The 23622-nt window shown below is 46.8% G+C and carries 19 protein-coding genes and 1 tRNA gene; 15 read left to right on the forward strand and 5 right to left on the reverse strand.

Going from position 1 to position 23622, the window contains the following annotated elements; translation table 11 throughout:
• Window positions 1–360: 360 nt before the first annotated feature.
• Genes K7399_RS00785 through K7399_RS00795 form a run of 3 tightly spaced genes read left to right on the forward strand, consistent with a single transcriptional unit; the run spans window position 361 to window position 3402 of the window.
• Complete coding sequence (locus K7399_RS00785; RefSeq protein ID WP_223362447.1) at window positions 361–1650, forward strand: ArgE/DapE family deacylase; 1290 nt, start codon at window positions 361–363, stop codon at window positions 1648–1650.
• A gap of 58 nt (window positions 1651–1708) precedes the next feature.
• On the forward strand, window positions 1709–2632 hold the full coding sequence (gene rarD / locus K7399_RS00790) for an EamA family transporter RarD (protein ID WP_028977067.1): 924 nt from the start codon (window positions 1709–1711) through the stop codon (window positions 2630–2632).
• Between the two features lie 17 nt (window positions 2633–2649).
• On the forward strand, window positions 2650–3402 hold the full coding sequence (locus K7399_RS00795; RefSeq protein WP_223362448.1) for a helix-turn-helix transcriptional regulator: 753 nt from the start codon (window positions 2650–2652) through the stop codon (window positions 3400–3402).
• Between the two features lie 156 nt (window positions 3403–3558).
• Here the strand turns inward: K7399_RS00795 and K7399_RS00800 are convergent, their stop codons facing one another.
• Window positions 3559–4716, reverse strand: coding sequence for an amidohydrolase (locus K7399_RS00800; RefSeq protein ID WP_028977065.1), 1158 nt, complete (start codon window positions 4714–4716; stop codon window positions 3559–3561).
• A 59-nt stretch (window positions 4717–4775) separates the two neighbouring features.
• On the reverse strand, window positions 4776–6017 hold the full coding sequence (locus K7399_RS00805; RefSeq protein WP_128166248.1) for a M20/M25/M40 family metallo-hydrolase: 1242 nt from the start codon (window positions 6015–6017) through the stop codon (window positions 4776–4778).
• Window positions 6018–6436: 419 nt separating this feature from the next.
• Between K7399_RS00805 and K7399_RS00810 the strand changes: the two genes are divergently transcribed.
• The 10 genes from K7399_RS00810 (at window position 6437) to K7399_RS00855 (ending at window position 18238) form a co-directional block, all read left to right on the forward strand.
• The gene (locus K7399_RS00810; RefSeq protein ID WP_128166250.1) at window positions 6437–7657 is read left to right on the forward strand and encodes a M20 metallopeptidase family protein; all 1221 of its coding nucleotides are present in this window, start codon (window positions 6437–6439) and stop codon (window positions 7655–7657) included.
• A 17-nt stretch (window positions 7658–7674) separates the two neighbouring features.
• Window positions 7675–8712, forward strand: coding sequence for an ABC transporter ATP-binding protein (locus K7399_RS00815; protein WP_028983720.1), 1038 nt, complete (start codon window positions 7675–7677; stop codon window positions 8710–8712).
• Between the two features lie 2 nt (window positions 8713–8714).
• A complete protein-coding gene (locus tag K7399_RS00820; RefSeq protein WP_037563414.1) occupies window positions 8715–9707 on the forward strand; it encodes an ABC transporter ATP-binding protein in 993 nt (330 codons plus the stop codon).
• A gap of 14 nt (window positions 9708–9721) precedes the next feature.
• Window positions 9722–10672 (forward strand): ABC transporter permease, encoded by a 951-nt coding sequence (locus tag K7399_RS00825; protein WP_028977061.1) that lies wholly within the window; start codon window positions 9722–9724, stop codon window positions 10670–10672.
• Between the two features lie 15 nt (window positions 10673–10687).
• Window positions 10688–11617 carry an oligopeptide ABC transporter permease gene (gene opp4C / locus K7399_RS00830; protein ID WP_028977060.1) on the forward strand — a complete coding sequence of 310 codons (930 nt, stop codon included), beginning with the start codon at window positions 10688–10690 and terminating at the stop codon, window positions 11615–11617.
• Window positions 11618–11649: 32 nt separating this feature from the next.
• Window positions 11650–13287, forward strand: a complete 1638-nt coding sequence (locus K7399_RS00835; RefSeq protein ID WP_028983718.1) for an ABC transporter substrate-binding protein — start codon at window positions 11650–11652, stop codon at window positions 13285–13287.
• A gap of 147 nt (window positions 13288–13434) precedes the next feature.
• On the forward strand, window positions 13435–14811 hold the full coding sequence (locus K7399_RS00840) for a M20/M25/M40 family metallo-hydrolase (protein ID WP_028977058.1): 1377 nt from the start codon (window positions 13435–13437) through the stop codon (window positions 14809–14811).
• Window positions 14812–14832: 21 nt separating this feature from the next.
• On the forward strand, window positions 14833–16251 hold the full coding sequence (locus K7399_RS00845) for an amidohydrolase (RefSeq protein ID WP_028977057.1): 1419 nt from the start codon (window positions 14833–14835) through the stop codon (window positions 16249–16251).
• Between the two features lie 118 nt (window positions 16252–16369).
• A complete protein-coding gene (locus K7399_RS00850) occupies window positions 16370–17569 on the forward strand; it encodes a metallophosphoesterase (protein WP_051575242.1) in 1200 nt (399 codons plus the stop codon).
• A 522-nt stretch (window positions 17570–18091) separates the two neighbouring features.
• Window positions 18092–18238, forward strand: a complete 147-nt coding sequence (locus tag K7399_RS00855) for an FbpB family small basic protein (RefSeq protein ID WP_081788014.1) — start codon at window positions 18092–18094, stop codon at window positions 18236–18238.
• Between the two features lie 123 nt (window positions 18239–18361).
• Here the strand turns inward: K7399_RS00855 and K7399_RS00860 are convergent, their stop codons facing one another.
• Window positions 18362–18952, reverse strand: a complete 591-nt coding sequence (locus K7399_RS00860; RefSeq protein ID WP_051575241.1) for a pentapeptide repeat-containing protein — start codon at window positions 18950–18952, stop codon at window positions 18362–18364.
• 171 nt (window positions 18953–19123) lie between these two features.
• On the opposite strand from K7399_RS00860, the gene K7399_RS00865 reads away from it, so the two are divergent.
• The gene (locus tag K7399_RS00865; protein WP_081791718.1) at window positions 19124–20461 is read left to right on the forward strand and encodes a hemolysin family protein; all 1338 of its coding nucleotides are present in this window, start codon (window positions 19124–19126) and stop codon (window positions 20459–20461) included.
• Between the two features lie 134 nt (window positions 20462–20595).
• Here the strand turns inward: K7399_RS00865 and K7399_RS00870 are convergent, their stop codons facing one another.
• Both K7399_RS00870 and K7399_RS00875 read right to left on the reverse strand, forming a co-directional pair.
• Window positions 20596–21645 (reverse strand): zinc-dependent alcohol dehydrogenase family protein, encoded by a 1050-nt coding sequence (locus K7399_RS00870; RefSeq protein WP_128166252.1) that lies wholly within the window; start codon window positions 21643–21645, stop codon window positions 20596–20598.
• Between the two features lie 304 nt (window positions 21646–21949).
• Window positions 21950–22022 (reverse strand) — tRNA-Ala (locus K7399_RS00875).
• Window positions 22023–22217: 195 nt separating this feature from the next.
• Between K7399_RS00875 and K7399_RS00880 the strand changes: the two genes are divergently transcribed.
• Entirely contained in the window at window positions 22218–23528 is a 1311-nt protein-coding gene (locus K7399_RS00880; protein WP_223362449.1) for an IS1380 family transposase, read from the forward strand.
• Window positions 23529–23622: the final 94 nt, after the last annotated feature.

Here is a 23622-nt window from a genome sequence, read left to right on the forward strand (position 1 = left end):
TTAAGGCAGGAGCTTTTACACTGGTAAGAAAGTATAGAAAATAAAAGATTTCAGGAAACGAGTGTAGGTGGTTCGGTAGAACACCGCGTCCTGATGCGTGCCAGCGAGACCCCCTGTCTGAGGCGGCTCGCGGTGCGCCCTTGGCAAGCGGAGAAGACACGAACCCATCACACAAGCAGTAATCGTGGAAATCGTAACAGATTCCTCTAAATTCGTAACATTGCAACATTTTTGCCCAGACTATCTCATTTTTGTTCGTATAATTCGAAAACTTTTAGACGATTCAAGCAAACGACTGCCTAAATTGTTTGAATTTTGTTATACTTAATCCATCGAATGCTGTTTTTGGCGGTATTCATTGTGAAAGAAGCGATGCTGGCGGTTTATGGACACAGCATCGCTTCTTATCGAATCGATGCTCCAATACGTTTGTATGCCAGCGTTTTAAAACAACTTATAAACACAACAGATTACAGCTTAAGAGAAGAGGAATTGGCGATGAACGATGAGAAAGCGCTAGCGCTGCTAAAAAAATTATTGAAAATAAATACCACCAATCCGCCGGGAAATGAAGCGGAGGCTGCGGCGCTTATTCAGAAAACCTTTGAGGCGGCGGGGATTCCGAGCGAAGTCATTGTCTATGGTGAAAAGCGGCATCAGCTGATCGCGGAACTAAAAGGCGCGGAGCCTGGCAAGACACTGGCATTTACCGGACATATGGATGTTGTACCGGTCGGAGAGATCGCTTGGGATCATGATCCGTTTGGAGCAGAAGAAGTGGACGGCAAGATCTATGGACGAGGCGCTTCCGATATGAAAAGCGGTCTTGCCGCGATGATCGCAGCACTCATTGCATTGAAAGAAGAGGGGACGCCGTTTAAAGGAACCCTTAAATTTATCGCGACCGTTGGTGAAGAAACGTCATCAATTGGCGCCGAGCAGCTGGTCAAGCGTGGTTATGCAGACGACCTTGATGCGGTGCTGATCGGCGAACCGACGGATAATGAAGTGTCTATTGCTGAGAAAGGCGCTTTGTGGCTGCGCTTAGCTACATATGGAAAAACGGGACATGGTTCAACACCGAGCTGCGGGATTAATGCCAATGAACATATGATTGCGCTTCTCTCGAAATTTCAATCGGAGTTTCGATTCACGTTTGAACCGGATGATTTGCTCAGCGAGCCGACCTCTAGCATTGATGTAATCCGTGGTGGAAACGGTACCAATGTTATTGCCGATAAGTGTACCGTGGAAATTGACATGCGAACGCTGCCCTCGCAAAATCATCAAGCGATCATTGCGTCGATACAAGCGATCATTGATGCCGTCCAAAAAGATATTCCACAATTAAAAACGACGATCGAGATTCTTAACGACATGCACCCGGTTAAAACAGCAAAAGATGATCCTTTTGTGAAACAGCTGGTTCAGGTCGTCGAGGAGGTTCGTGGGAAGACGATTGAACCTTATGGATTTTCGGGGTATACCGATGGCGCTTTTTTTTCACAAGTAAAAAAAGCGTTTCCGATTGCGGTCGTTGGTCCGGGCTACCCGCCGGCTGCTCATCAGCCCAATGAATATGTGGCGCGTCAGCCATTCTTTGACTCCATTCAGATCTATAAGAAAATCGCTGCTGACTTTCTGCGCTGATGGGGGAGAAGCACGATGAACTGGGGCTGTAATCCTCTTGAATTGAGCAGAGTGGGGCGTGAATGTATTGTCTGATCGTCGTCTTGGAATCATTTATACTTTTTCAGCCTTTTCCATATGGGGCTTTCTCACGGTTTATTGGAAATGGCTTGCAGCAATCCCTTCATGGGTAGTGCTTGCGCATCGAATCATTTGGGCTTTTGTATTTATGATGCTTGTCATTGCCTTGCGCAGACGATTTAGATGCTTATGTCTGAAAACGATAGAGCTCATTCATCAACCGAAACAACTGCTCATTGTCTTTGCCGGTTCACTGGCAATCAGCACAAATTGGATGCTCTATGTATGGGCCGTTGGCCATCAGCATGTCTTAGATGCAAGTCTTGGTTTGTTCATGATTCCGCTTGTGAGTATGCTGATCGGGATTCTATTTTTTAAGGAACGGAGTGATGCCTGGGGATGGCTTTCTCTTGCACTTGCTTTTACAGGTGTCCTGCTGGTGACCGTTCATTTTGGCGTCGTCCCGTGGCTTGCGCTGGCTCTTGCAGCAACGTCAGGTATGTACAGCTTTTGTAAAAAAATCATTAAGCTTGATGCATTGATCGGGATGAGCATTGAGACGCTGCTTATCGTTCCGATTGCTGTCGTTGTGCTTACGGTTCATACTTATACAACCTCCGGCCTGCAGACCGCTTTTTCGGGTACAACCGCACTTCTGCTGATCGGTGCCGGAATTCTGACTGCACTTCCCTTAATCTGGTTCGCTGAAGGAGCGAAGCGGATTCCTTTGACAATGATTGGATTCTTCCAATATATGACGCCTTCATCTGCTTTTCTGATTGGGGTGTTTCTTTTTCATGAATCGATGGATCGGATCCAGTTCCTTTCCTTTTTGTTCATTTGGTGCGCCATATGTATCTATGCATGGCGTGAAGTGTCTCGAAATGCGGCAGGGAAACGATCGGCACACGCATCTTTGTAAGCAATGTAACAGCAAATGTGCAGTTGAAAAATAAGTGTGAATCATTTATCATTACAATAATTATTTATTATATTTTTTACGTTTTGAGAAGTAAGGGCGGTGATTTTATTAACGCGGAATTAGACTGTTACAGAGCGTTGGTTGGGTTTCTAAGTGAGGTTCTTGGAGATGATACTGAGATCATTCTTCATGACGTGACTGATCTTGAACATTCGGTGGTCGCGATCGGTAAAACGAATTTAAGCGGTCGCGAGCTCGGCGCTCCAGTGACCAATTTAATGTTGAAGATGTTGAAGGAGGGCCGCGCCAAAAATAAAAGCTATATCACCAATTATGAAGGTGTGGCGAAAGATGGAACGGTACTGCGCTCGTCAACATTCTTCATACGAAACACGAAAGATGATATTATCGGCATGCTCTGTATTAATAGTGACTATCGAAAAATGGAGCGTGTCATTGCCTACTTGAGTCAATTTGTCGGCGTGCAGCGGCCGATCGAAAAGAAGAAAGAAAAGCCGCCGGCCGTCGAACATCTGAGTCCGTCGATTGAGGACTTGGCCAAAGAAAGCATTAAAGAGATTGTCGGTGGGGTAAACATTCCTCCGGAGCGTATGTCTCAGGAGGAACGGATTGCGATTATTGAGAAATTAAACGAGAACGGCATTTTTCTGTTAAAAGGGATTGTCAGCATTGTTGCTCAAGAGTTGTGTACGTCGGAAGCTTCAATTTACCGCTATCTGAGTAAAGTGAAAAAGGTACGGGAATCGTAAAGGGTAAAACAAAGAAGAGGGTATCTCAACGTCGATGACGATGTGATACCCTCTTCTTGATCGCGCTTAACAAGCTTTGTGATTTTGAATGACGGAGACGGTTCCAAAAGGGGCACTGCGCGCATCATCAGTTAGCTTTTGGGATCGATCCTTTTATTACAACGCACGTACTTTTTTAACCATAGCGATGGCAAGATTCGCAAAAAATTTAGCACTAGGAAGAATGGCTTTTTCATCAATGATCAGATCAGGATGATGGAGTCCCGAGGTTCCGGATACACCCATAAAGTAGAAGGCGCCCGGTATCTTTTTCATGTATTCGGCAAAGTCTTCGCCCGCTGTAGACGGTGTCGGTGTGATCACGTTGAGCCCTGAAGCCTTCGCGGTGTCAATGGACCATTCCGCTAGTTTTTCATTGTTAATTGTTGCCGGGCCAAGTTTTGTAAAATGCAGAGTTCCTTTGGCGCCAAGTCCTGCAGCAACGCCTTCAACGACACGTTGCATCTTTGCCGGGATACCATCGCGAACATGCTCTTGGAAGGTACGCACGGTGCCTTCCATTTGAGCGGTTTGCGGCAGCACGTTCCAAGTGTTTCCGGCTTCAAGACGTGTGACGCTGATGACTGCGTTGTTCAGCGGCGAGACATTGCGCGCAACAATGGATTGCAGTGCGGTAATGATATGTGAGGCGACGACAATCGAATCGATCCCTTTTTCAGGTGCCGCTGCATGGGTTCCAATTCCCTCAACATCAATCGTAAATTTATCAACGGCAGCCATGAGCGGCCCGGGTTTGATGCCGATCGTTCCTGTCGGCAGATGCGGCATGTCGTGCATACCGAAAATGGCTTGTACATCATCGAGTACGCCGGTTTCGAGGACCTTGAGCGCACCGCCGCCGTTTTCCTCAGCGGGCTGGAAGATGACCTTGACGGTACCTTCCAACTCTGCTTTGCGTTCATTAAGCAGCAGTGTTGCGCCAAGAATGGATACGGTATGAAAGTCGTGTCCGCAAGCATGCATCTTGCCCGGAACTTTTGAAGCAAAAGGAAGTCCCGTTTCCTCCTGAATGGGCAGCGCGTCAATATCTGTGCGCAGGCAGATGACCGGGCCGGGCTTTGCGCCGCGAATGACGGCCAGCACGCCGGTTTCAAGCGGAAGTTCAAGCGTTTCAACGCCCGCCTCGTTAAGCCAACCTCTCAGCGCCTTCGTTGTTTCATATTCTTCAAACGACAGCTCCGGATGTTCATGCAGCTGACGGCGGCAATCAATCAATTTTTGTTCGAGTTCAGTATCTGTAACGCTATTTGGCAATGTGAAGACTCCTTTTATATGGTTTCACTGATTAGTGAACGAAAGCTAAACGTGCATTTTTAGGTTGCAAACAGAACAGACGGCACGGTATTTTCAACGCCTGAAAAGCCGAGTACTGTTAAGAGCACGGCCTGTGCACCGACATAAGCATCTTTCGGGTCATAATACTCCGCAAGTGTATGCATGCCGCCGCATCTGCCGCCGCCGCTCAAGGTCAGTGCGGGGATGCCATAATGGATCGCGACATTGGAATCGGTGCTCATTGGTTCAAGCTGGGGCTGTAGATTGAAGGAGCGAATTGCCGCAACCGCTGTCTGAACGGCAGGGTCTGTTTTTTTCTGCGTTCCGGCAGGACGTTCGCCGACACGCTCGATTTCTGCCTGAATCAAGTCCGTTTTTTTCCAGCGCGCGTTTTCTTCTTTAACCGCTTGGCGGACGCAGGCCAATGCGTGTTTTTCTAATTCAAGCAGTGCATCTTGGGCGACCGAACGCATGTCGAGCCCCATCTCAGCGTGCTCGGCAATAGAATTGATGGACGTACCGCCGCTCACCGTACCCACTGTGAACGTAGTGACCGGATTTTTTGGTACTGTGAGTTCACTGATTTTGGCAATTGCGCGCCCAAGTGCATGAATCGCGCTTGGGGTACCAAAATTGCCAAAGCTGTGGCCACCGGGGCCTTTGACTACGATTCTGTAGCGATGACTGCCGACTGCGGTTGCCGTGATCCGTTCCGGCGTCCCCGGCTCGATCGAAATAAATCCGCCGATGTCCTTCCTTGTTTGAAACAAGGATTTAACGCCGCGTAAATCGCCAAGGCCTTCTTCGCCGACCGTAGCGACAAACAGGAGCGTGTGCTGCGGTTTAATTTCAGAAGTGATGAGTGCGCGAATCAAGGTGAGCAGCACCGCCAGCCCGCGGCCGTCATCGGCGATCCCCGGCGCATAAACAACGCCGTCTTTCACCATTGGATCAATGGACGTATCTTCCGAGAAAACCGTATCTAAGTGAGCGGAAACAACGATTTTCTGTTCACTAGATTTTCCCGGAAGCAGGCCAAGTACATTTCCTTCTTTATCAGTATAAACGGATTTCAGCCCTAGTGCATGAAAACGCTCCGCCATCCAAGCGGCACGGGCGTTTTCTTTAAATGGCGGCGCGGGTACAGCAGTCAACGCAATTTGCTCAGTGGTTGTGCGGGCATTGTCCTCAGCAAGGAAAGACAATGCTTGCTGCACAGCAGGAACAGCACGTAATTGGCGGATGACTTCACTGGTGTCTGTATTATTCTTTTCGTTCAATGGTGATCTCCCCTTGTTAGTCATACCTTTATCGATGTGCGGAATGGAGCAAGCGAATCATTAAAAATGACAAATTAAGAATACACCGAACCATTAATTTAGACAATTTGTTCTTTTTTGTATTGTTTCATTCGTAATAATTTATTATTATTGTAATAAATTCTATCATGTTTCAACAAATAATTCTCTTGAATTCTAAAAAATGCGGATTAAAAAATTTTTTTAATGTAGAATCCGCATTATATGTGAGAAATTATGACATAAATAACATAAAAATGATTTATTATATTAAGAATTTTTTTGACTATTAGATTTTTGTTGATTATAATTGCGTTATAGATTTTCCGAATTCTGAAAATAGATTATTATTTTTATTGTTGTGCACTGCAGATTATTAAATCAATACAGGGGGTCAGAAAATGAGCGCGTCATGGTCTGATGACTTAGAAAAAGAATACGAAACAATGGTGGAATGGCGCAGATATTTGCACCAACATCCGGAACTCTCAACGCAAGAAGCAGAAACGTCCGCATTTATTTTAGAAAAATTAAAGCGTTTCGGTATTACCGACATTCAAACGCATGTGGGCGGTTTTGGCATTGTCGCCCGCATCCACGGCGAAAAGCCGGGACTGACCGTTGCCCTGCGCGCTGATTTCGATGCACTTCCGATCAACGAAGAAACCGATGTTCCCTATAAATCAAAGGTTCCGAATGTCATGCATGCATGCGGCCACGACGGGCATACCGCGACCCTCCTTGGTACGGCAAAAGTGCTTCAAGCCCATCGCGCAGAACTTGCCGGAGATGTTGTGCTGCTGCACCAGCCGGCAGAGGAATTTCCACCGGGGGGCGCCCAGGCCATGATTAAGGATGGTTGCCTTGAAGAGGTTGATCTGGTGTTCGGAACGCATCTTTGGAGCACCGTTCCCTTTGGCACAATCGGCTACCGCAAAGGCTATTTCATGGCTGCAGCCGACTATTTAAAAATCCATATCCAAGGGAAAGGAGGTCATGGTTCGGCACCGCATCTGTCGATTGACTCGGTCGCTGTTGCTTCGCAGGTCGTCAACCAAATTCAGATGATCGTCAGCCGGGAAGTTGATCCACAGCAGGCGGCAGTTGTAACGATTGGGAAATTTAACGCCGGCGTGGCGCCGAACGTGATTGCCGATACGGCAACGATGGAAGGAACCGTACGAACCTTTGACCCCGCAGTGCGTGAGAAGGTAAAAAAAGAACTCGCCTCTATTGTTGAAAATGTCTGTGCTGCTTACCATGCACAAGGTTCTGTTGATTATCGAGACGGTTATCCTGCGGTCTACAATCATGAAAAAGAAACCGATGTGTTCAAAAAAGTCATGGATCAAACCTTCGGCGAAGGTACAGCCGTCGAATTAGCCCCTCAAATGGGCGGCGAAGATTTCTCAAATTATCTTTTGAAGAAACCGGGCATGTTCTGGTTCTCCGGTGCCGGCAATCCTGAAGTCGGCGCCAGCTACCCGCATCACCACCCGAAGTTCAACTTTGATGAACGGGTGATGCTGGTTGCGGGAAAGGCATTCTTGGCGCTGGTTAACCAGTATTTGTGCAACAGCGATATACCGGAACTTACCGAATTTGCAGCTGCCGGAAAATAATAAGGAGGGACAACGCATTGGGTGAACTCTTAAAGGTAGACAAGATTAAAACTGAATTCCAAACGGATAAAGGCCCGGTTACATCCGTTGACGAAGTGAGCTTTGATTTGAAAGAGGGGGAAACGATTTGCCTTGTTGGCGAGTCCGGCTGCGGGAAATCCGTCACCTCTCTGTCGATCATGCATCTGCTTGATCGAAACGGTTCTGTCACCGAAGGGTCGATTCGTTTCGAAGACAAAGATCTTGCGCACGCAAGCGAGGCGGAAATGCGCAAGATTCGTGGAAATGATATTTCAATGATTTTCCAAGAACCGATGACTTCACTCAATCCTGTGCTTACCATTGGCGATCAGCTTACCGAAGGCATCCGCTTACATATGAACTATTCAAGGGCGGATGCACGCAGCTATGCCATTGAGATGCTGAAAAAAGTCGGTATTCCGCGAGCAGAAGGCATCATTGATGAATATCCGCACAAACTGTCCGGAGGAATGCGGCAGCGTGTAATGATTGCCATGGCGCTCAGTTGTAAACCGAAACTGCTGATTGCCGATGAACCGACAACCGCTCTCGATGTAACGATCCAAGCACAAATCCTTAAGTTAATGAAGAAACTGCGCGAAGAGTCCAACACAGCGATCATTTTGATTACGCATGACCTCGGCGTTGTTGCGGAAATGGCGGATAAGGTCGCGGTTATGTATGCAGGACAGGTCGTTGAGGAAACCGATGTGTATACGTTGTTCGATAATCCCAAACATCCGTATACGCTCGGCTTGATGAAATCAATCCCGCATATTACCAATCCGGATGATATGCGTCTTAATTCCATTCCGGGATCAGTGCCGAGTGCCCGCAACATGCCGAAGGGCTGCCGCTTTTACGATCGCTGCCCGCATGCGATGAAGCGTTGTCTGGCTGAAAAGCCGGAGCTCAAACCGATTGAAGACAAACAGGCTCACAGTATTCGCTGTTTTCTCTATGAAGAGGAAGAAAAGGATTATGAAAAGAAACATGCTGAAAAGCAGCACGCTGAAAAGGAAGTGAGCTCGTGAACATGCCGCTGGATCAGGAAAAGCCATTACTTCAAGTCAGGCATTTGAAAAAGTATTATCCAATTAAAAAGGGCGTTATTTCGCGGACAGTGGGTTACGTCAAGGCTGTTGATGATGTCAGTTTCGATATCTACCCTGGTGAGACGATGGGAATTGTCGGCGAGTCCGGCTGCGGCAAATCCACAACGGGCCGTTCCTTAGTGCGACTGGAAGATCCGACAGCCGGACAAGTCCTCTTTCAGGGCAAAGATTTGGCAACGGTCTCGCAAAAAGAGATGCGTAAGCTGCGCACCGATCTGCAGATCATCTTTCAGGATCCCTATTCTTCATTGAATCCAAGAAAACGCATCGGCGACTTGCTTGCGGAACCGTTGCTCGCACACAAGATGGCAACGAAGGCGGAAGCAGAAAAGAAAGTTAATGAAATCATGGAAATTGTGGGGCTTCCAAAACAATACAAAAACCGTTATCCGCATCAATTTTCCGGTGGTCAGCGCCAGCGTATCGGTATTGCTCGAGCACTGATGCTGAGACCAAAATTGATTATCTGCGACGAACCGGTTTCCGCACTCGATGTGTCGATTCAGGCGCAGGTACTTAACTTGCTTAAGGATCTTCAAAAAAGCTTGAATTTGACTTATGTGTTTATTGCTCATGGTCTTGGCGCCGTGAAGTACATCAGCGATCGAATTACGGTGATGTATTTGGGCAAGGTTATGGAGCTGGCAACGACACGGGAAATTTTCGAGCATCCGAAACATCCGTATACGGAAATTCTGCTGAATGCTTATCCGATACCGAACCCGCATGAGCGTAATCGTACTCAGATGGTCATTGAAGGCGATGTTCCAAGCCCTGCCAATCCGCCGAAGGGCTGCGTGTTCCATACACGTTGTCCTTTCGCAAAGGATATTTGCCGTGAGAAGGCTCCGGGATTAACCGGTAAAGACCATCTTGTTGCTTGTCACTTCCCTATTGATGAAGGAAAAGTTTGAAAGGAGGATTTTAGGTGCTTCAATACATCATACGGCGAATTTTGATCGCCATTCCCGTGCTTTTCGGGGTAACCATACTGAACTTTTTCATTATTAATCTTGCTCCAGGAAATCCGGTCGATATGATGGTCAATCCGTCCGCGACACCTGAACAACTCGCAGCGACAAAACATGCCCTAGGTCTTGATCAGCCGATCTGGGTACAATATTGGAATTGGATTGTTCAACTATTGCATGGCAATCTCGGATTCTCCTATTCAACGCGTGAACCGGTGACACAGATTCTGATGGCTCATGTTGGTCCAACCGTTCTGCTGATGGGCGTTTCACTGATTGTCGGCTATTTGATTGCGATTCCGCTCGGCATTATCTGTGCGCGAAAGCAAAATTCGTGGATTGATTACCTCGTTACCGGTTTTTCATTCTTCGGTATCTCGGTACCGCATTTTTTCTTAGGACTTGGTGTTATTTATGTCTTTGCCAGCAAATTACTCTGGTTCCCAACCGGAAGTATGAACACGCTCGGCGGAGATGGCAGCTTTATCGATACGTTCAATCACCTTGTGCTTCCGGTTCTGGTACTGGCAACTGGGATCGGCGGCAACATGGTTCGCTATGTTCGTTCCAGTATGCTGGATGTGCTGGGCAAAGATTATTTGCGAACCGCTAAAGCAAAGGGATTGTCACAATTTTTGATCACAAATAAACATGCCCTTCGGAATTCCTTAATCCCGATCATCACCGTAATCGGGATTGACATTCCACTCTTGATTGGCGGTGCGATCGTTACCGAGCAGGTCTTCCAATGGCCGGGTCTCGGACTGCTCACCATTCAATCGATTACGTCCCGGGATTATTCGACACTGATGGCGATTAATCTGCTTGCAGCATGTACCGTACTTTTTGCAAACTTGCTGACAGATATCCTTTATGCTGTCGCGGACCCAAGAATACGGTACGACTAAGGAGGATCAGGTCACATGGGGATGAAATTAAATCCGAACAAGAACGTGCCGGAAATGGCCGGTACGGAAACTGGGCAGATGGCCGTTCAGTTCGAAAAAGAAGAAACCTATCTGCATATGGTTATGCGGCGATTTTTAAAGCATCGCCTTGCATGTGTAGGCGTTGTTGTCTTTCTCTTAATCCTGTTAATTGCTCTTTTGGCACCGGTGATCGCGCCTCAAGATCCGGCAAAAATTTTCAATGAATTTGAGGCACCGCCATCTGCAGCACACTGGCTGGGCACCGATCCGGTCGGCCGTGATGTGATGAGTCGACTGATCTTTGGTGCACAAGTCTCGGTCGCTGTTGGTATTGGCGCCGTTGCGATCTATGTTGCCATTGGCATTGTACTCGGTCTGGTTGCCGGTTATTTTGGCGGCTGGGTCGATATGCTCATCATGCGTTTGACCGATGTGTTTATGTCTTTCCCGTATTTTATGGTCATTCTTGTGCTGGTGAGTATCATCGGACCAAGCTTGTTTAACATCACGCTTGTCATTGGTCTTCTTGGTTGGCCGGCCATTGCCCGCTTAGTCAGGGGCAGTGTGCTTTCAATAAAAGAAATGGATTACGTAAAGGCAGGTGTTGCACTCGGCTATTCGACGCCAAAGATTCTTTTTCAGCACATCCTTCCGAATGCACTCGCACCAATCTTAGTAAACGCAACGTTCGGTGTCGCTTCGGCCATCATCATGGAAGCATCCTTAAGCTTCCTTGGGATGGGAGTTCGGCCCCCGGCAGCAAGTTGGGGGAACATGCTTACACAGGCGGAATCGATCACGGTACTTTCCTCACAGCCTTGGCTGTGGATTCCGCCGGGCTTGATGATCTTGCTGGCCGTTCTTTCGGTAAACTTTATCGGTGACGGTCTCCGCGACGCCATTGAGTCGCAGAACGCGAAATAAATTCAGATAAAAAAGGGGATGCAAACAACACAATGAAACGACACAAATCGACGCCAAAACGTATTCTGAATTATATGATTACCTCATTAATGGTGATGTCTCTTCTGCTTCTTGCCGCATGTGGTGGCGGCAGTTCAGGCACATCGGGCGGTAAGACAAAAGACACGATTTACCTTGGTACGGTCAATCCTCCGGGTGGATTTAACCCGATTAATACCGGGGATATTGGCGGTCAGTTCGCGATCCGCGTCATGCTGGATGCTTTCCTTGACATGACCTCACCATTGAAATTCCAGCCAAAATTGGCAACATCGATTGATACATCGGACAATCAGACCTATACAATTAAACTGAATCCGAAGGCAAAGTGGACCGACGGCAAACCGGTAACCGCGGATGACGTTGTGTTTACCTTTAATTTAATTGCAAACCCAAAAACTGAAGTTGCCGTAGGCTCGAACATTTCGACACTGACCGGACTTGACGATAACGGTAAATTAACGGGCGGCGCGAAAACGATCCCGAACTTGAAAAAGATTGACGAACATACGGTTTCCTTCAAAACAAAGAAGCCGGTTGACCCGAACTACATCAAAGAAATGATCGGTACGAAGATTATTACGATGCCGCAACATGTGCTCAAAGATATCGCTCCTGAAGATTTTTCAAAGAGCAAATATGTACAGGCACCGAATGTAACCAACGGACCTTATAAATTTGTTACCTATAACAAGAATACGTACATTCAATACAAAGCAAACAATGACTACTATCTTGGTAAACCAAAAACACCTAAATTCTTTATCAAAATCATGCAGGCACCAAACCTGTTAAGTGAACTTCAATCCGGATCGATTCAAGCGAATACATCCGGCGGTATCGGCAACTTGCCGTTCCAAGATGTTGAAACAGCGAAGAAGCTGAAAAATGTAACAACGGAAATTCATCCGCAGATCGGATTCCAAACGATGCAGTACAACACCAAGACGCTGCCAAATGCAAAAGTCCGTCAAGCACTTGCTTATGCGATTGACCGTCAGCAAATTGTAGACAAACTGCTCAAAGGAAACGGCGAAATTGTCGACGGACCATACACATCACAGAGCCCTTATCTTGATAAGAGCACAAACGTAATCAAGTACGATCCTAAGAAAGCAAAACAAATGCTGAAGGATGCCGGATGGGACTTCAACAAGACGCTGAACTTCGTTGTACCAATCGGAAACAAAGTACGTGAACAATCTGCCGACATCATCGTCCAGAACTTCAAAGCAATCGGCGTTAAAGTTAAAGAAACAACGTATGACTTCCCAACGATCATGCAAAAAGGTAAGGCTGGTGATTTTGACCTGCTCCTGATCGGATTTACATTCAACCTTGACCCGGATGTTTCGGCTCTGTACGGACCAAACGGGGCTTACAACTTCATGAAATACAATAATCCGGAAGCAGTTAAATTGATTGCTCAAGGTAAAGAAGAACCAGACAGTGCAAAACGTAAAACGATTTACAGCAATCTGCAAAAAATCTGGGAGAATGATATGCCGGTCATTACGCTTTATTCCGACCATGAAGTGGTTGTAAAGAGCAAAGATCTTGCATACGGCGGTGCGTCAGCTTATTGGCCAGGTACAGTAGCTAATTTCCAGAAATGGGCTTATAAGAAATAATTCGTTACCATTGAAATGGTCTTTATTTAAACAGCTGCTCACTTTGAGTCAGCTGTTTAAATTTTTTCAGGAAACGCGAGTCTTTCGAGAGGCAAGGATCGAGCAATGCGCGTTCGACGCGAAACTACGATGAGGAAGCGATGAATGATGAGCAACAACATGAGAGAACAATTAAAGCATGCCGTGCATGACCAAGCAAACCAATCGTTAGAGCTTTTGGATCACTATTTAAACCTGCCGTCGGTATCGGCGCAGCATCGAGCCATTCCGGAAACCGTTGCCTTCGTGAGTGATCTGCTGACCGGAATCGGTGCTGAGGTGAAAGTGCTGGATGATCTTGGCGGCAATCCTGTGATTTACGGATTCTTGCCGGCAGGCGATGGCGGCAATACGGCGAAGACGTTGCTTTTCTATGATCACTACGACGTTCAGCCGCCGGATCCGCTCGATGAATGGGATTCTGAACCCTTTGAGGCAACGCTCAAGGAGGGCATTCTCTACGCTCGCGGTACGGCTGATAATAAAGGCACGCTGATGCAGCGTATTGCAGCGATCAAAGCACTTGAGGAAACGAGCGGACTCCCGTGCAACGTTAAGTTTCTTATTGAAGGTGAGGAAGAGATCGGCAGTCCAAGTCTGCCTGTTTATTTGAAAAAGTATGCAGAGCTCTTCCAGTCAGATGCCTGTATTTGGGAATTTGGCAGTACCGATGCCAAAGAACGTGTTCAGCTCTATGCAGGGATTAAGGGATCGGCTTATTATGAATTTCATGCCAAGAGTGCAGCCATTGATCTTCATTCCTCACTGGCTGCGGTTGTGGACAATCCGGCATGGCGGATTGTCCAGGCCCTCAGCAGCATGAAAAATCAGAACAACGACATTACCGTTGAAGGCTTTTACGATGAAATCGAAGCGCCGGATGAAGAACTGATCAAACTTGTCCGCGCCATTCCATTTGAGGAAGAGGCATTGCGGGATACCTATAAGATCACGCGGCCGCTGATTACGGCCGCGCGAGGCGAGGTAGCGCAAGATGCGCTGATGCTTGCGCCAACCTTTACAATCTGCGGGATGGTGAGCGGTTATACCGGTGAAGGTGCGAAAACGGTGCTTCCTAAGGAGGCAAAGGTGAAGATCGATTGCCGGATGGTTCCGGGACAGACCGGGGAGCATTTGCTTGCCTGCTTCAAGCGTCATCTTGCCCGCCATGGATTCTCAGACATTACCGTTGACTTGATTGAATCGCAACGTGCCTACCGTTCAGACATTCATGATCCGTTCTTGAACCTAGTTAAGAAAACAGCCGAAGAGGCATATGAGCATGAAGCCATCATGTATCCCAATTCGGCGGGCACCGGTCCAATGTATGTCTTCAATGAATACCTGCATCTGCCGATTGTGAGCACCGGTGTCGGCTGGGTTCAATCAAAAGCGCATGCACCGAATGAATCGATTCGAATGAATGATTATGTAAACGGCAGTGTGCATATGGCTTATTTACTCACTGACTTTGCAGCCGAATAATTGAATAAAGGAGCATCCATCGTGACATTCATTGACGAAATCAAACGCATCATTAATGAAAAAAGAAGGACGTATCAAGCGCTTAGTGAACAGGTGTGGGACTATGCCGAACTGCACTTCGGCGAAGTCAAGTCGGCGGAATTGCTCAGTCAAGCATTGGCAAACGAAGGCTTCACGGTGACACGCGGAGTCGCAGGATTGAAAACCGGTTTTATCGGCAGTTACGGAAGCGGAAAACCGGTGATCGCCTTTCTCGGTGAATTTGATGCACTTGCCGGTCTCAGTCAGAAGAAAGACCGAACCGTACATGATCCGATTGTAGCGAATGGAAACGGACACGGCTGTGGTCATAATCTGCTCGGGGTCGGATCACTGGCGGCTGCTTTTGCGGCGAAGGAATACATGATCAAACATCAGTTAAAGGGGACGGTGCGTTACTATGGCTGTCCCGCGGAAGAAAGCGGCAACGGTAAAGCTTATATGGCACGGGAAGGTTGTTTTAACGATGTTGATGCAGCGTTTTCCTGGCATCCGCATTCATGCAACGCAGTTCAGCATCTCTCATCCAATGCGGTTATCGAAGCGCGGTTCACGTTCAAAGGCGTGAGCGCTCATGCAGCCGCTTTGCCTGAACTGGGCCGCAGCGCGCTCGACGCCCTTGAGCTGATGAATGTCGGCGTCAATTATTTAAGGGAGCATATGGCAGACAAAGCGCGCATTCACTACGCGGTAACCAATAGCGGCGGCGTTTCGCCAAATGTTGTGCAATCGATTGCTGAGGAGCGATTCCTTGTTCGCTCGCCAAAGCCGGATGAAGTGAAGAAGCTGTTTGAACGCGTCGTCAATGTTGCCAAAGGTGCTGCGCTAATGACGGACACGAAAATGAGCGTCCAAATTGAAGGCGGCTGCTGCAATCTGATTCCCAACACGGCTCTTCACCAAGTCATGGCAGCATTTATGGAAGAAATCGGCTATCCCAAGCTGTCGGTGAAAGATGAAGCCTTTATCAAAGCGATCTATGCGTCACTCGGTGAACCCGAGAAAACCTTTGCAATGAAACAGCTGAATGCACAGCAAAAAGATAAGATTGGCCAAGCGCCGCTTGCAGATTGGGTACACCCTTGCCCAGAACACGATCTGTTTATGGAAGGGTCAACCGATGTTTCGGATGTCAGCTGGAACGTGCCGACCGCACAATGCGTCACGGCAACCTGGGCTTTTGCAACCGTCCCGCATACATGGCAAGTGGTTGCACAGGGCACGCAAGATTATGCGCTGAATGCTGCATTATTCGCAGCTGAAGCGATGGCCTGCACTGCTTTGAAGGCGGTACAAGATCTAGACTTGCTCAAAGAAGCAAAACGAGAATTGAAGGAAAGGCTTGCCGGAGACGTTTATGAATGTCTGATTCCAAGCGACGTCACACCGCCTACCTTCTGATCACACCACTAAAAGGAACGTTTCGCTTTAATTTTGGCGAAGCGTTCCTTTTTTCATGCATGAAAATCTCCTAATCTGCGCAATTTAAGATTGATTATGGACGCAGGAGTACGTTGACATGTTCACCGGAAGGAAAACTGAATTTGGCGAGCATGCCCTCCCGGTTAATGGTCCGTCAAGGAAGGGAGAAATCGTTATGAATCGCAGCAAATGGCGTCATTATCTTGCCATTGAACTAATCATTGTTCTCATGTTCTTGACTTGCGTGATTTCAGGAGTGTTCAGCCTTTTTCCTCCCGGGAAGCAAAGTGAAGCAAATCTTCAGTCTGCTGGTGCAGCACGCCACGCCGAAGGCGCTCAATTGATGCATTCTGTTTTTTTTAACAGACTGGAACCCGTCGCGCAAGAATCTAAGGTTGCGCACAAACTGTTTAAAGGCATTGATTCGATTGATTTTACGTTTGGTGTACTGCCGGACACTCAGTATTACAGCCGTTCGCATCCCGATATTTTCAAGCGGATGAATCGATGGTTTGTTGCCAATCGGGATGCGCTCAAGCTGCGCTATATTTTCCACTTAGGCGATATTGTTAATAATGACGACCAGCCTTATCAATGGAAAACGGCGAACAAAGCCATGAAAATACTCGATGACGCAGAAGTTCCTTATGGTATGATTACCGGAAATCATGATGTGGGTTACAAGAAAGATTATCGGCCGTTTGATCGCTATTTTGGCGAAACGCGTTATCTCTGGAACCCATGGTATGGCGGTTCTTATAAAAATAATCGCGGCCATTTTGATTTAATTAACACCAATGGTCAGAAATACATTATGCTGGGAATGGGCTGGGGGATTGGCGGTCAGGAAATTGCCTGGATGAATCAGGTGCTTCATGCCTATCGCGACCGTATTGCCATTTTATTTGTCCATGACTATCTTGGAAGCTATGGAAAACGAACCGTACAAGGGCAGATGCTGTTTGAAAAAGTGGTCAAGCCGAACCGCAATGTGCGCATGGTAATGAACGGTCACAGTTATGGCGCCGCCCGGCGTGTCGACACGATTGACGACAACCGTGATGGGAAACCGGATCGCAAAGTCATGCAGATCTTATCCGACTATCAATCGGTCAAAGGCGGGCAGGGCTATATTCGGGTAATGGGCTTTGACCTTACCCATGACAAGGTGTATGTCCGCACCTTTTCGCCACAGGTGCACAAGACGCATGCGTTTAAGAAAAACAAAGATAATTTTACCTTCAGATTTGATCTGGATCAGAAGCCGATAAAGAAAACGAACAAAAAGCGAAAATAAGCGAGCACGTATCAAACCGCCGGCTGTTTGCCCTGAAAATACGGGCAACAGACGGTTTTATTTTATGTTCAGCGCAGCGATGGGTTCAAGATCATAACATTGACTTGATTGAAGATGGTCGGGCACCCGGGGATTGCGTTTGTTGCGAGCGACCGAAGCGTTGATGCAAAACCATGAAGACACAGACCAACAGCACACCCTCGAGGTTAAAGCGAAATCCTGAAAAGCTAACGAAAACAACCAGATCCTGTGAAAGTACGTCCTGTGCACAACGCGTGAGCCACCGCATCCCGTACGAAAGCGCGACACGTCTTCGGGATCGCGCCTTGTTGATGCGTGCCAGCGAGCAGCTGAAGTGTTGTTCGTGCATAACGTGAAAGTCCCTGCATTCTGCGGAGGTAGGATCTGGTCAATCCAATTTTTCTAATCTTAACTAAATGTCAAAAAAATCACATCATTTATTAATGTTAAATTCAAAAAAATCGGGTATCATAGAAGTAGAGACAAGAAAGGATGATTTAGATGAAACGAAAAGTGACGTACATGCAGCTCGTGAAGAAGAATAAGGAAGAAATTTTAAGCGATCGTCATGAATTGAATCGGATCGAACGCAAACTGGACGAGCGTCGTGCAGCAACAGTCCCGGTGCGTAACAAAAGTGTCAGGTAAGTTCTGACTATTTTAGAAAGCGGATACATGAAAACAACACAAGCGCCTTAATCGGCCTGTGTTGTTTTGTTTTTTTAATAAAGCTGCATTGCATCGGTTTTATCGGCTGCACGCAACTTTATGTTATTCAACAACTCGAATACCAAACGAAGCAATCAGCGTGGCAGCCTGAAATTGATTAACTTTCAAACCTTTTGCCCGGTTGACGTCAATTCGAAGCGTTTCGAAGTCGCAGTTTGAAAGATCGATCTCTTTTAAAGCAGTTTCGCTAAAGTCGATACCGTCGATACATGAACGGTCAAACTTCATCTTTTTCATCTGAACCTTTTGAAACGAACATTCATTCATCTTGTTTGCTTCAAACCGGACACCGGTGCATTTTGCCTCACTGAAATTAGCGTAAGTCATCAGGCAATCGGTAAATCGTGTGTCTTTGAAGGTTGACTGAATGAAGTTTGTGCCCATAAATTTACAGGATGAAAATGTATCACGATAGAGAATAGCCTTGTGAAAATTAAAATTTGAAAATTCACAATGTGTAAAGGAACAATCTAAAATCTCCGTTTTCGTAAAATCATCAAAGCGAAAAAAGCAGTGATTGAATTGAATACCGCTCAGCAGTTTTCGTTCGCTTGTACTTTCGATCTCGCAGTGATTCAGAACCGAACCTTCCTCTAAGCCCTCAAGCATGACTGTTTTCTTTTCAATGACCATATCCGCATCACCCTCTGTCCCTTATTTGCTTAGAAACAGTGTAGCATAGTTTACGCGCAGAGCGCGAAGCAGCGGAAGCTTTACGGTTTAATAAGAACATGTATAAAAGCACACAATAAGGAATGAAGCACAATATGGTATCTCATGTGATTAAGGAGGTGACTCCATGCATTGAATGCAGTGCATGGGTCTAATTTGAATCCAATACTCGGCATAGTGATTGTCATTGTCCTCGTCTATATCTCCGCCTTTTTTGTCGCAGCGGAATTTGCGATCGTGAAAGTTCGCTCCACACGATTGGATGAATTAATCAAGCAAGGCAACAAGCGTGCTGTGGCAGCCAAAAAGATTGTTAATGACCTTAACGCGTATCTGTCCACCGCTCAGCTGGGCATTACCGTTACGGCTTTGGTTCTTGGCTGGATCGGGGAGCCGGCCGTTGCCCACTTGTTTCATCCGTTGTTTCAACGACTCGGGTTCAACGCAGCCGTGACCACAACATTGTCGGTGATTGTCGGTTTTTTCATTGTGACAATGGTCAGCGTTGTTCTTGGCGAGCTGGCACCGAAAGCAATAGCAATTCAGAAAGCGGAGCAATTGACCCTTTCGCTCGTCTATCCATTGATTTGGGTTCATGCACTTTTTTTCCCGATTATCTGGGTGCTTAACGCTTTGTCAAATGGTGTGATTCGTCTGTTTGGGCTTGAGCCGAATGCCGATCATGAGCAAGCCTTGTCCGAAGGCGAATTGCGCATGACTATTTCCAACAGTTTCAACAGCGGCGAAATTAGCCAAGGCGAACTGCGCTATATGAATCGGATTTTTGATTTTGACGAACGAACGGCGCGAGAAGTGATGGTTCCGAGAAGAGAGATGGTCTGTATTTTTAAGGAGGACCCAATCGATGAGACGCTCGCAATCCTTCATCATGAAAAATATACACGCTTTCCTGTTGTGGATGAAGATAAGGATCATGTCATCGGTATGGTGCATATCAAGGATATTTATATGGACCTTGTCGATAAGAAAATCAACACACTGGACAGTTATATACGGCCAATTCTTACCGTACTTGAGACAACCCCGGTTCGCTCGCTGCTAGAGAGCATGCAAAAAGAACGGATTCACATGGCGGTGCTGATCGATGAGTATGGCGGCACCTCGGGCATGGTGACTGCTGAGGATATCATTGAGGAAATCGTTGGTGAAATTCGCGATGAGTTTGACAAAAACGAAGAGCCGATGATTACTCGTGTCAATGCAAATCAAGCAATTGTCAATGGGAAAGTACTGATATCACAAATCAATCAGCAATTCCAACTCGATCTTCAGGACGATGAGCTCGATACGATTGGCGGCTGGTTGCTTGGCAAAAATCCAAATTTAAGAATCGGTGCAACGGTGAGCTACGACGATACAACGTTTACAGTAGAAGAAATGGACGACTATCAAATCAAAAAAGTCATGGTTAAAAAGCAAAAAAGAAACATGCTAAACAACATTCAGTGAATCTGACAAAATCTAATCGTTTCGATTCATAGAAAAAACTGTTCCGGGCTGCAAACGGAGCTCAGGACAGTTGATCTTGATTTGGATTTTGTAACTTTGACGAGTCACTCAATGACATCCTTTGCAGAAGTGCTTCAATCAAAATCGGTGATCACGGTAACGCCTAGCCCGGCAAAGCTTGTCATATCATGAAAGACTTTGTCAATGCCATTTAGCGATATCGTGTTTTTAACGAGTTTCCCCGGTTGAAGGCGTTTCTTTTCCACCATCTGCAACATGCCCGGGTATTCAGAGATCGGCATGCCAAAAGACCCGGAAAACTGAATTTCACGGCTGACCACTTCGTTTAAAGGAATATCCATCATGCCGCCGTCGCCGAAAGAGGTCATGCCAATTTGGACATGTCTGCCACGTTTGTCTAAGCAGAGGACGGAGTTTAGCATTGTTGCTTGAATGCCCAGGGCATCAATGCCTACCTGGGCACCGCCATGCGTAAGTTCTTTTATTGCCTCCGGTGCATTTTCTCTTTTGCTGTTCACGGTTGCGACTGCACCAACCTTTTTTGCAAATTCCAGCTTGTCCTCAGCAATATCGACCGCAATGACGTTGGCACCAATAGCGGTTGCAATTTGTGTGGCTGAAAGTCCGACGCCTCCGGCACCGAAAATGGCAACCCATTCGCCTGGAGCTACTTTGCCTATGCTTGTTACGCCATGAAATGCGGTCATAAATCGGCAGCCCATTGCACTGGCCTCCAGAAAATCAACACCTTCCGGCAATTTCATCAAATTACGATCTGCATTCGGAATATGTGTGTACTGGGCAAATCCCCCATTATACGTGAAACCAGGCATCACCTGATGATTACAAACATTGGAATGTCCAGCGAGGCAGTGCGGGCAAGTTCCATCCCCTTGAGTAAATGGAACGATGACGCGATCCCCTTTTTTGAAATTCTTAATGTCTTTTCCAACTTCTTCGACGGTGCCGCTCATTTCATGCCCAAGAATATGCGGCAGCGGCGGGATAAATCCATTCCATTCGCCTTCCCAGGCATGCCAGTCACTTCGACAGACACCGGTGGCTTTCAGTTTTAAAATAATGCCGTCCGACGTCAATTCTGGATCAGAGACTTCCTTAACAGCTAACGGTTCTTTAAACTTATCGAGAACAGCTGCTTTCATTAATCGTGCATCTCCTTATTTTACAGATTGGTGTGATATATATCACACCAGCGGAGTTAGTATAACATTTTAGATGAAAATTGTAAACGCTTTCATATTTGGGTTTTCCCCAATTCATTAACGCATCGTCCCGTGATTAGTGGTAAAGGGGTTGTGAACTAAAGCGTTTTACTCCCAACAACCGAATCGAACCCAGTCCATTTCAAAATCTAATTTTTTGGAGCATCCTCCTAAGGGAGGATGTCTAAAAAAACAAAAAACAGCAAGGATCGGTTAAAATCCTTGCCGTTCACATGTTTTAGTATGGAGCATAGCGGGCTCGAACCGCTGACCTCTTCGCTGCCAGCGAAGCGCTCTCCCAGCTGAGCTAATGCCCCGTATACCGTTTCCGTTTTTCCTTGAGCCTGAATTATTCATAGCCTAATTTGCTAACTGGCCAAAACGCTTTCCCCACAAGGAGATAACCCTTTTCGTTTTTTCACCGATTAGGTGAAAAAAGTTAATGAAAAAGGAACCATTCCTTTGTATGATAATAGGTGACTAAACCAAAAACATACAAGGAGGTTCCTCATATGCTCAGTGTAGAGGAAAAGTCGTGTCAATTCAACAGGAAGATCAAAATCAATTTTACCGGTGGCGAACTTTCTTCCGAAAGCGGTCATCTGATTTTTAAAGAATTTGATGAAAAACTCGGTTTCTCAAAAACGCTGACTCACCATCTGGTGCTGAACGATTCGCGCAAAAGTCCGGATTATTCCAATGAGCAACTTTTGCGCCAGAAGATCTATCAGCTGCTGGCTGGTTATTCTGAAGATGATGCAGCGGATTCATTGATTCACGATCCCGTGTTCACTCAGGTTGTTGAATCACCAACACTTGCGTCACAGCCGACACTCTCCCGTTTTTATGATCGCTTTGATCCTAATGCTCTGGATCAGCTTGGCATGGCCAACCAAAAATTACTCGACAAAGTTCACCGCTATCGCAAGAATCCAGCACTGATCCTTGACTTGGATTCCACCCATGTTGATACGTATGGAAAGCAAGAATCCTCGGACTATAACGCGCATTACGGTACGATCGGCTTCCATCCCTTGGTGGCGTTTGATGGGGCAACGGGTGATTTTTTGAAAGCGAAACTGCGTCCTGGAAATCGCTATACATCGCATGGCGTTGTGGACTTTGTCCGGCCGATTCTCGAACACTACAACGAGCACTTTCCAGAAACCACGCCGCTCGTTCGCGCTGACAGCGGTTTTGCCACACCGGACCTCTACGAGGCGTGCGAAACAGAATCCGTCTACTACGTGATTCGGCTGAAGACCAACGCCGTGCTTCAACGGATGGCCGAAGAACTTCACCCGAATGATTCACCAACCGGTAAAACTCAGTGTTACTATGAAGAATTTGATTATCAGGCGAAGTCCTGGGGTAAGCCAAGACGGGTTGCCGTTCAATCCATTCGCCCGGCCAATGAACTTTTCTTTACGCATACCTTTATCGTGACCAATCTGGTTGAATGCTTCTCCCCGAAACAGGTCTTTCAGACTTATCAGAAACGAGGGACGATGGAAAACTACATCAAGGAAGCCAAATCCGGATTCAGTCTGGATCAACTGTCTAGTCACAAATTCGAAATTAACGAAGTCCGATTGATGCTCAGTCTGCTCGCCTACAATTTAACGAACTGGATGCGGACGATGGCATTCCCAAAAAGACAGAAGGCCATGCGAATCGAAACCATCCGAACGCGGATCGTCAAAGTGGCCAGTAAGCTCGTCCGGTCAGGACGATCCCTTTATTTCAAGCTGTCTTCCAGTTTTGTCTATCAGGCATTCTTCTGGAACGTGCTCAACCGGATTCAACAACTTCACATCGAGTAACAAAAAAACACTCAGCTCAAAATTCAAAACGGGTTCATCAGATCAACGGGGGAAGTCTGTCTCAAAATGGCCTTCTTTTACGTGAATGTTCAGA

Source organism: Sporolactobacillus terrae, assembly GCF_019930545.1.
GTDB lineage: Bacteria > Bacillota > Bacilli > Bacillales > Sporolactobacillaceae > Sporolactobacillus > Sporolactobacillus terrae.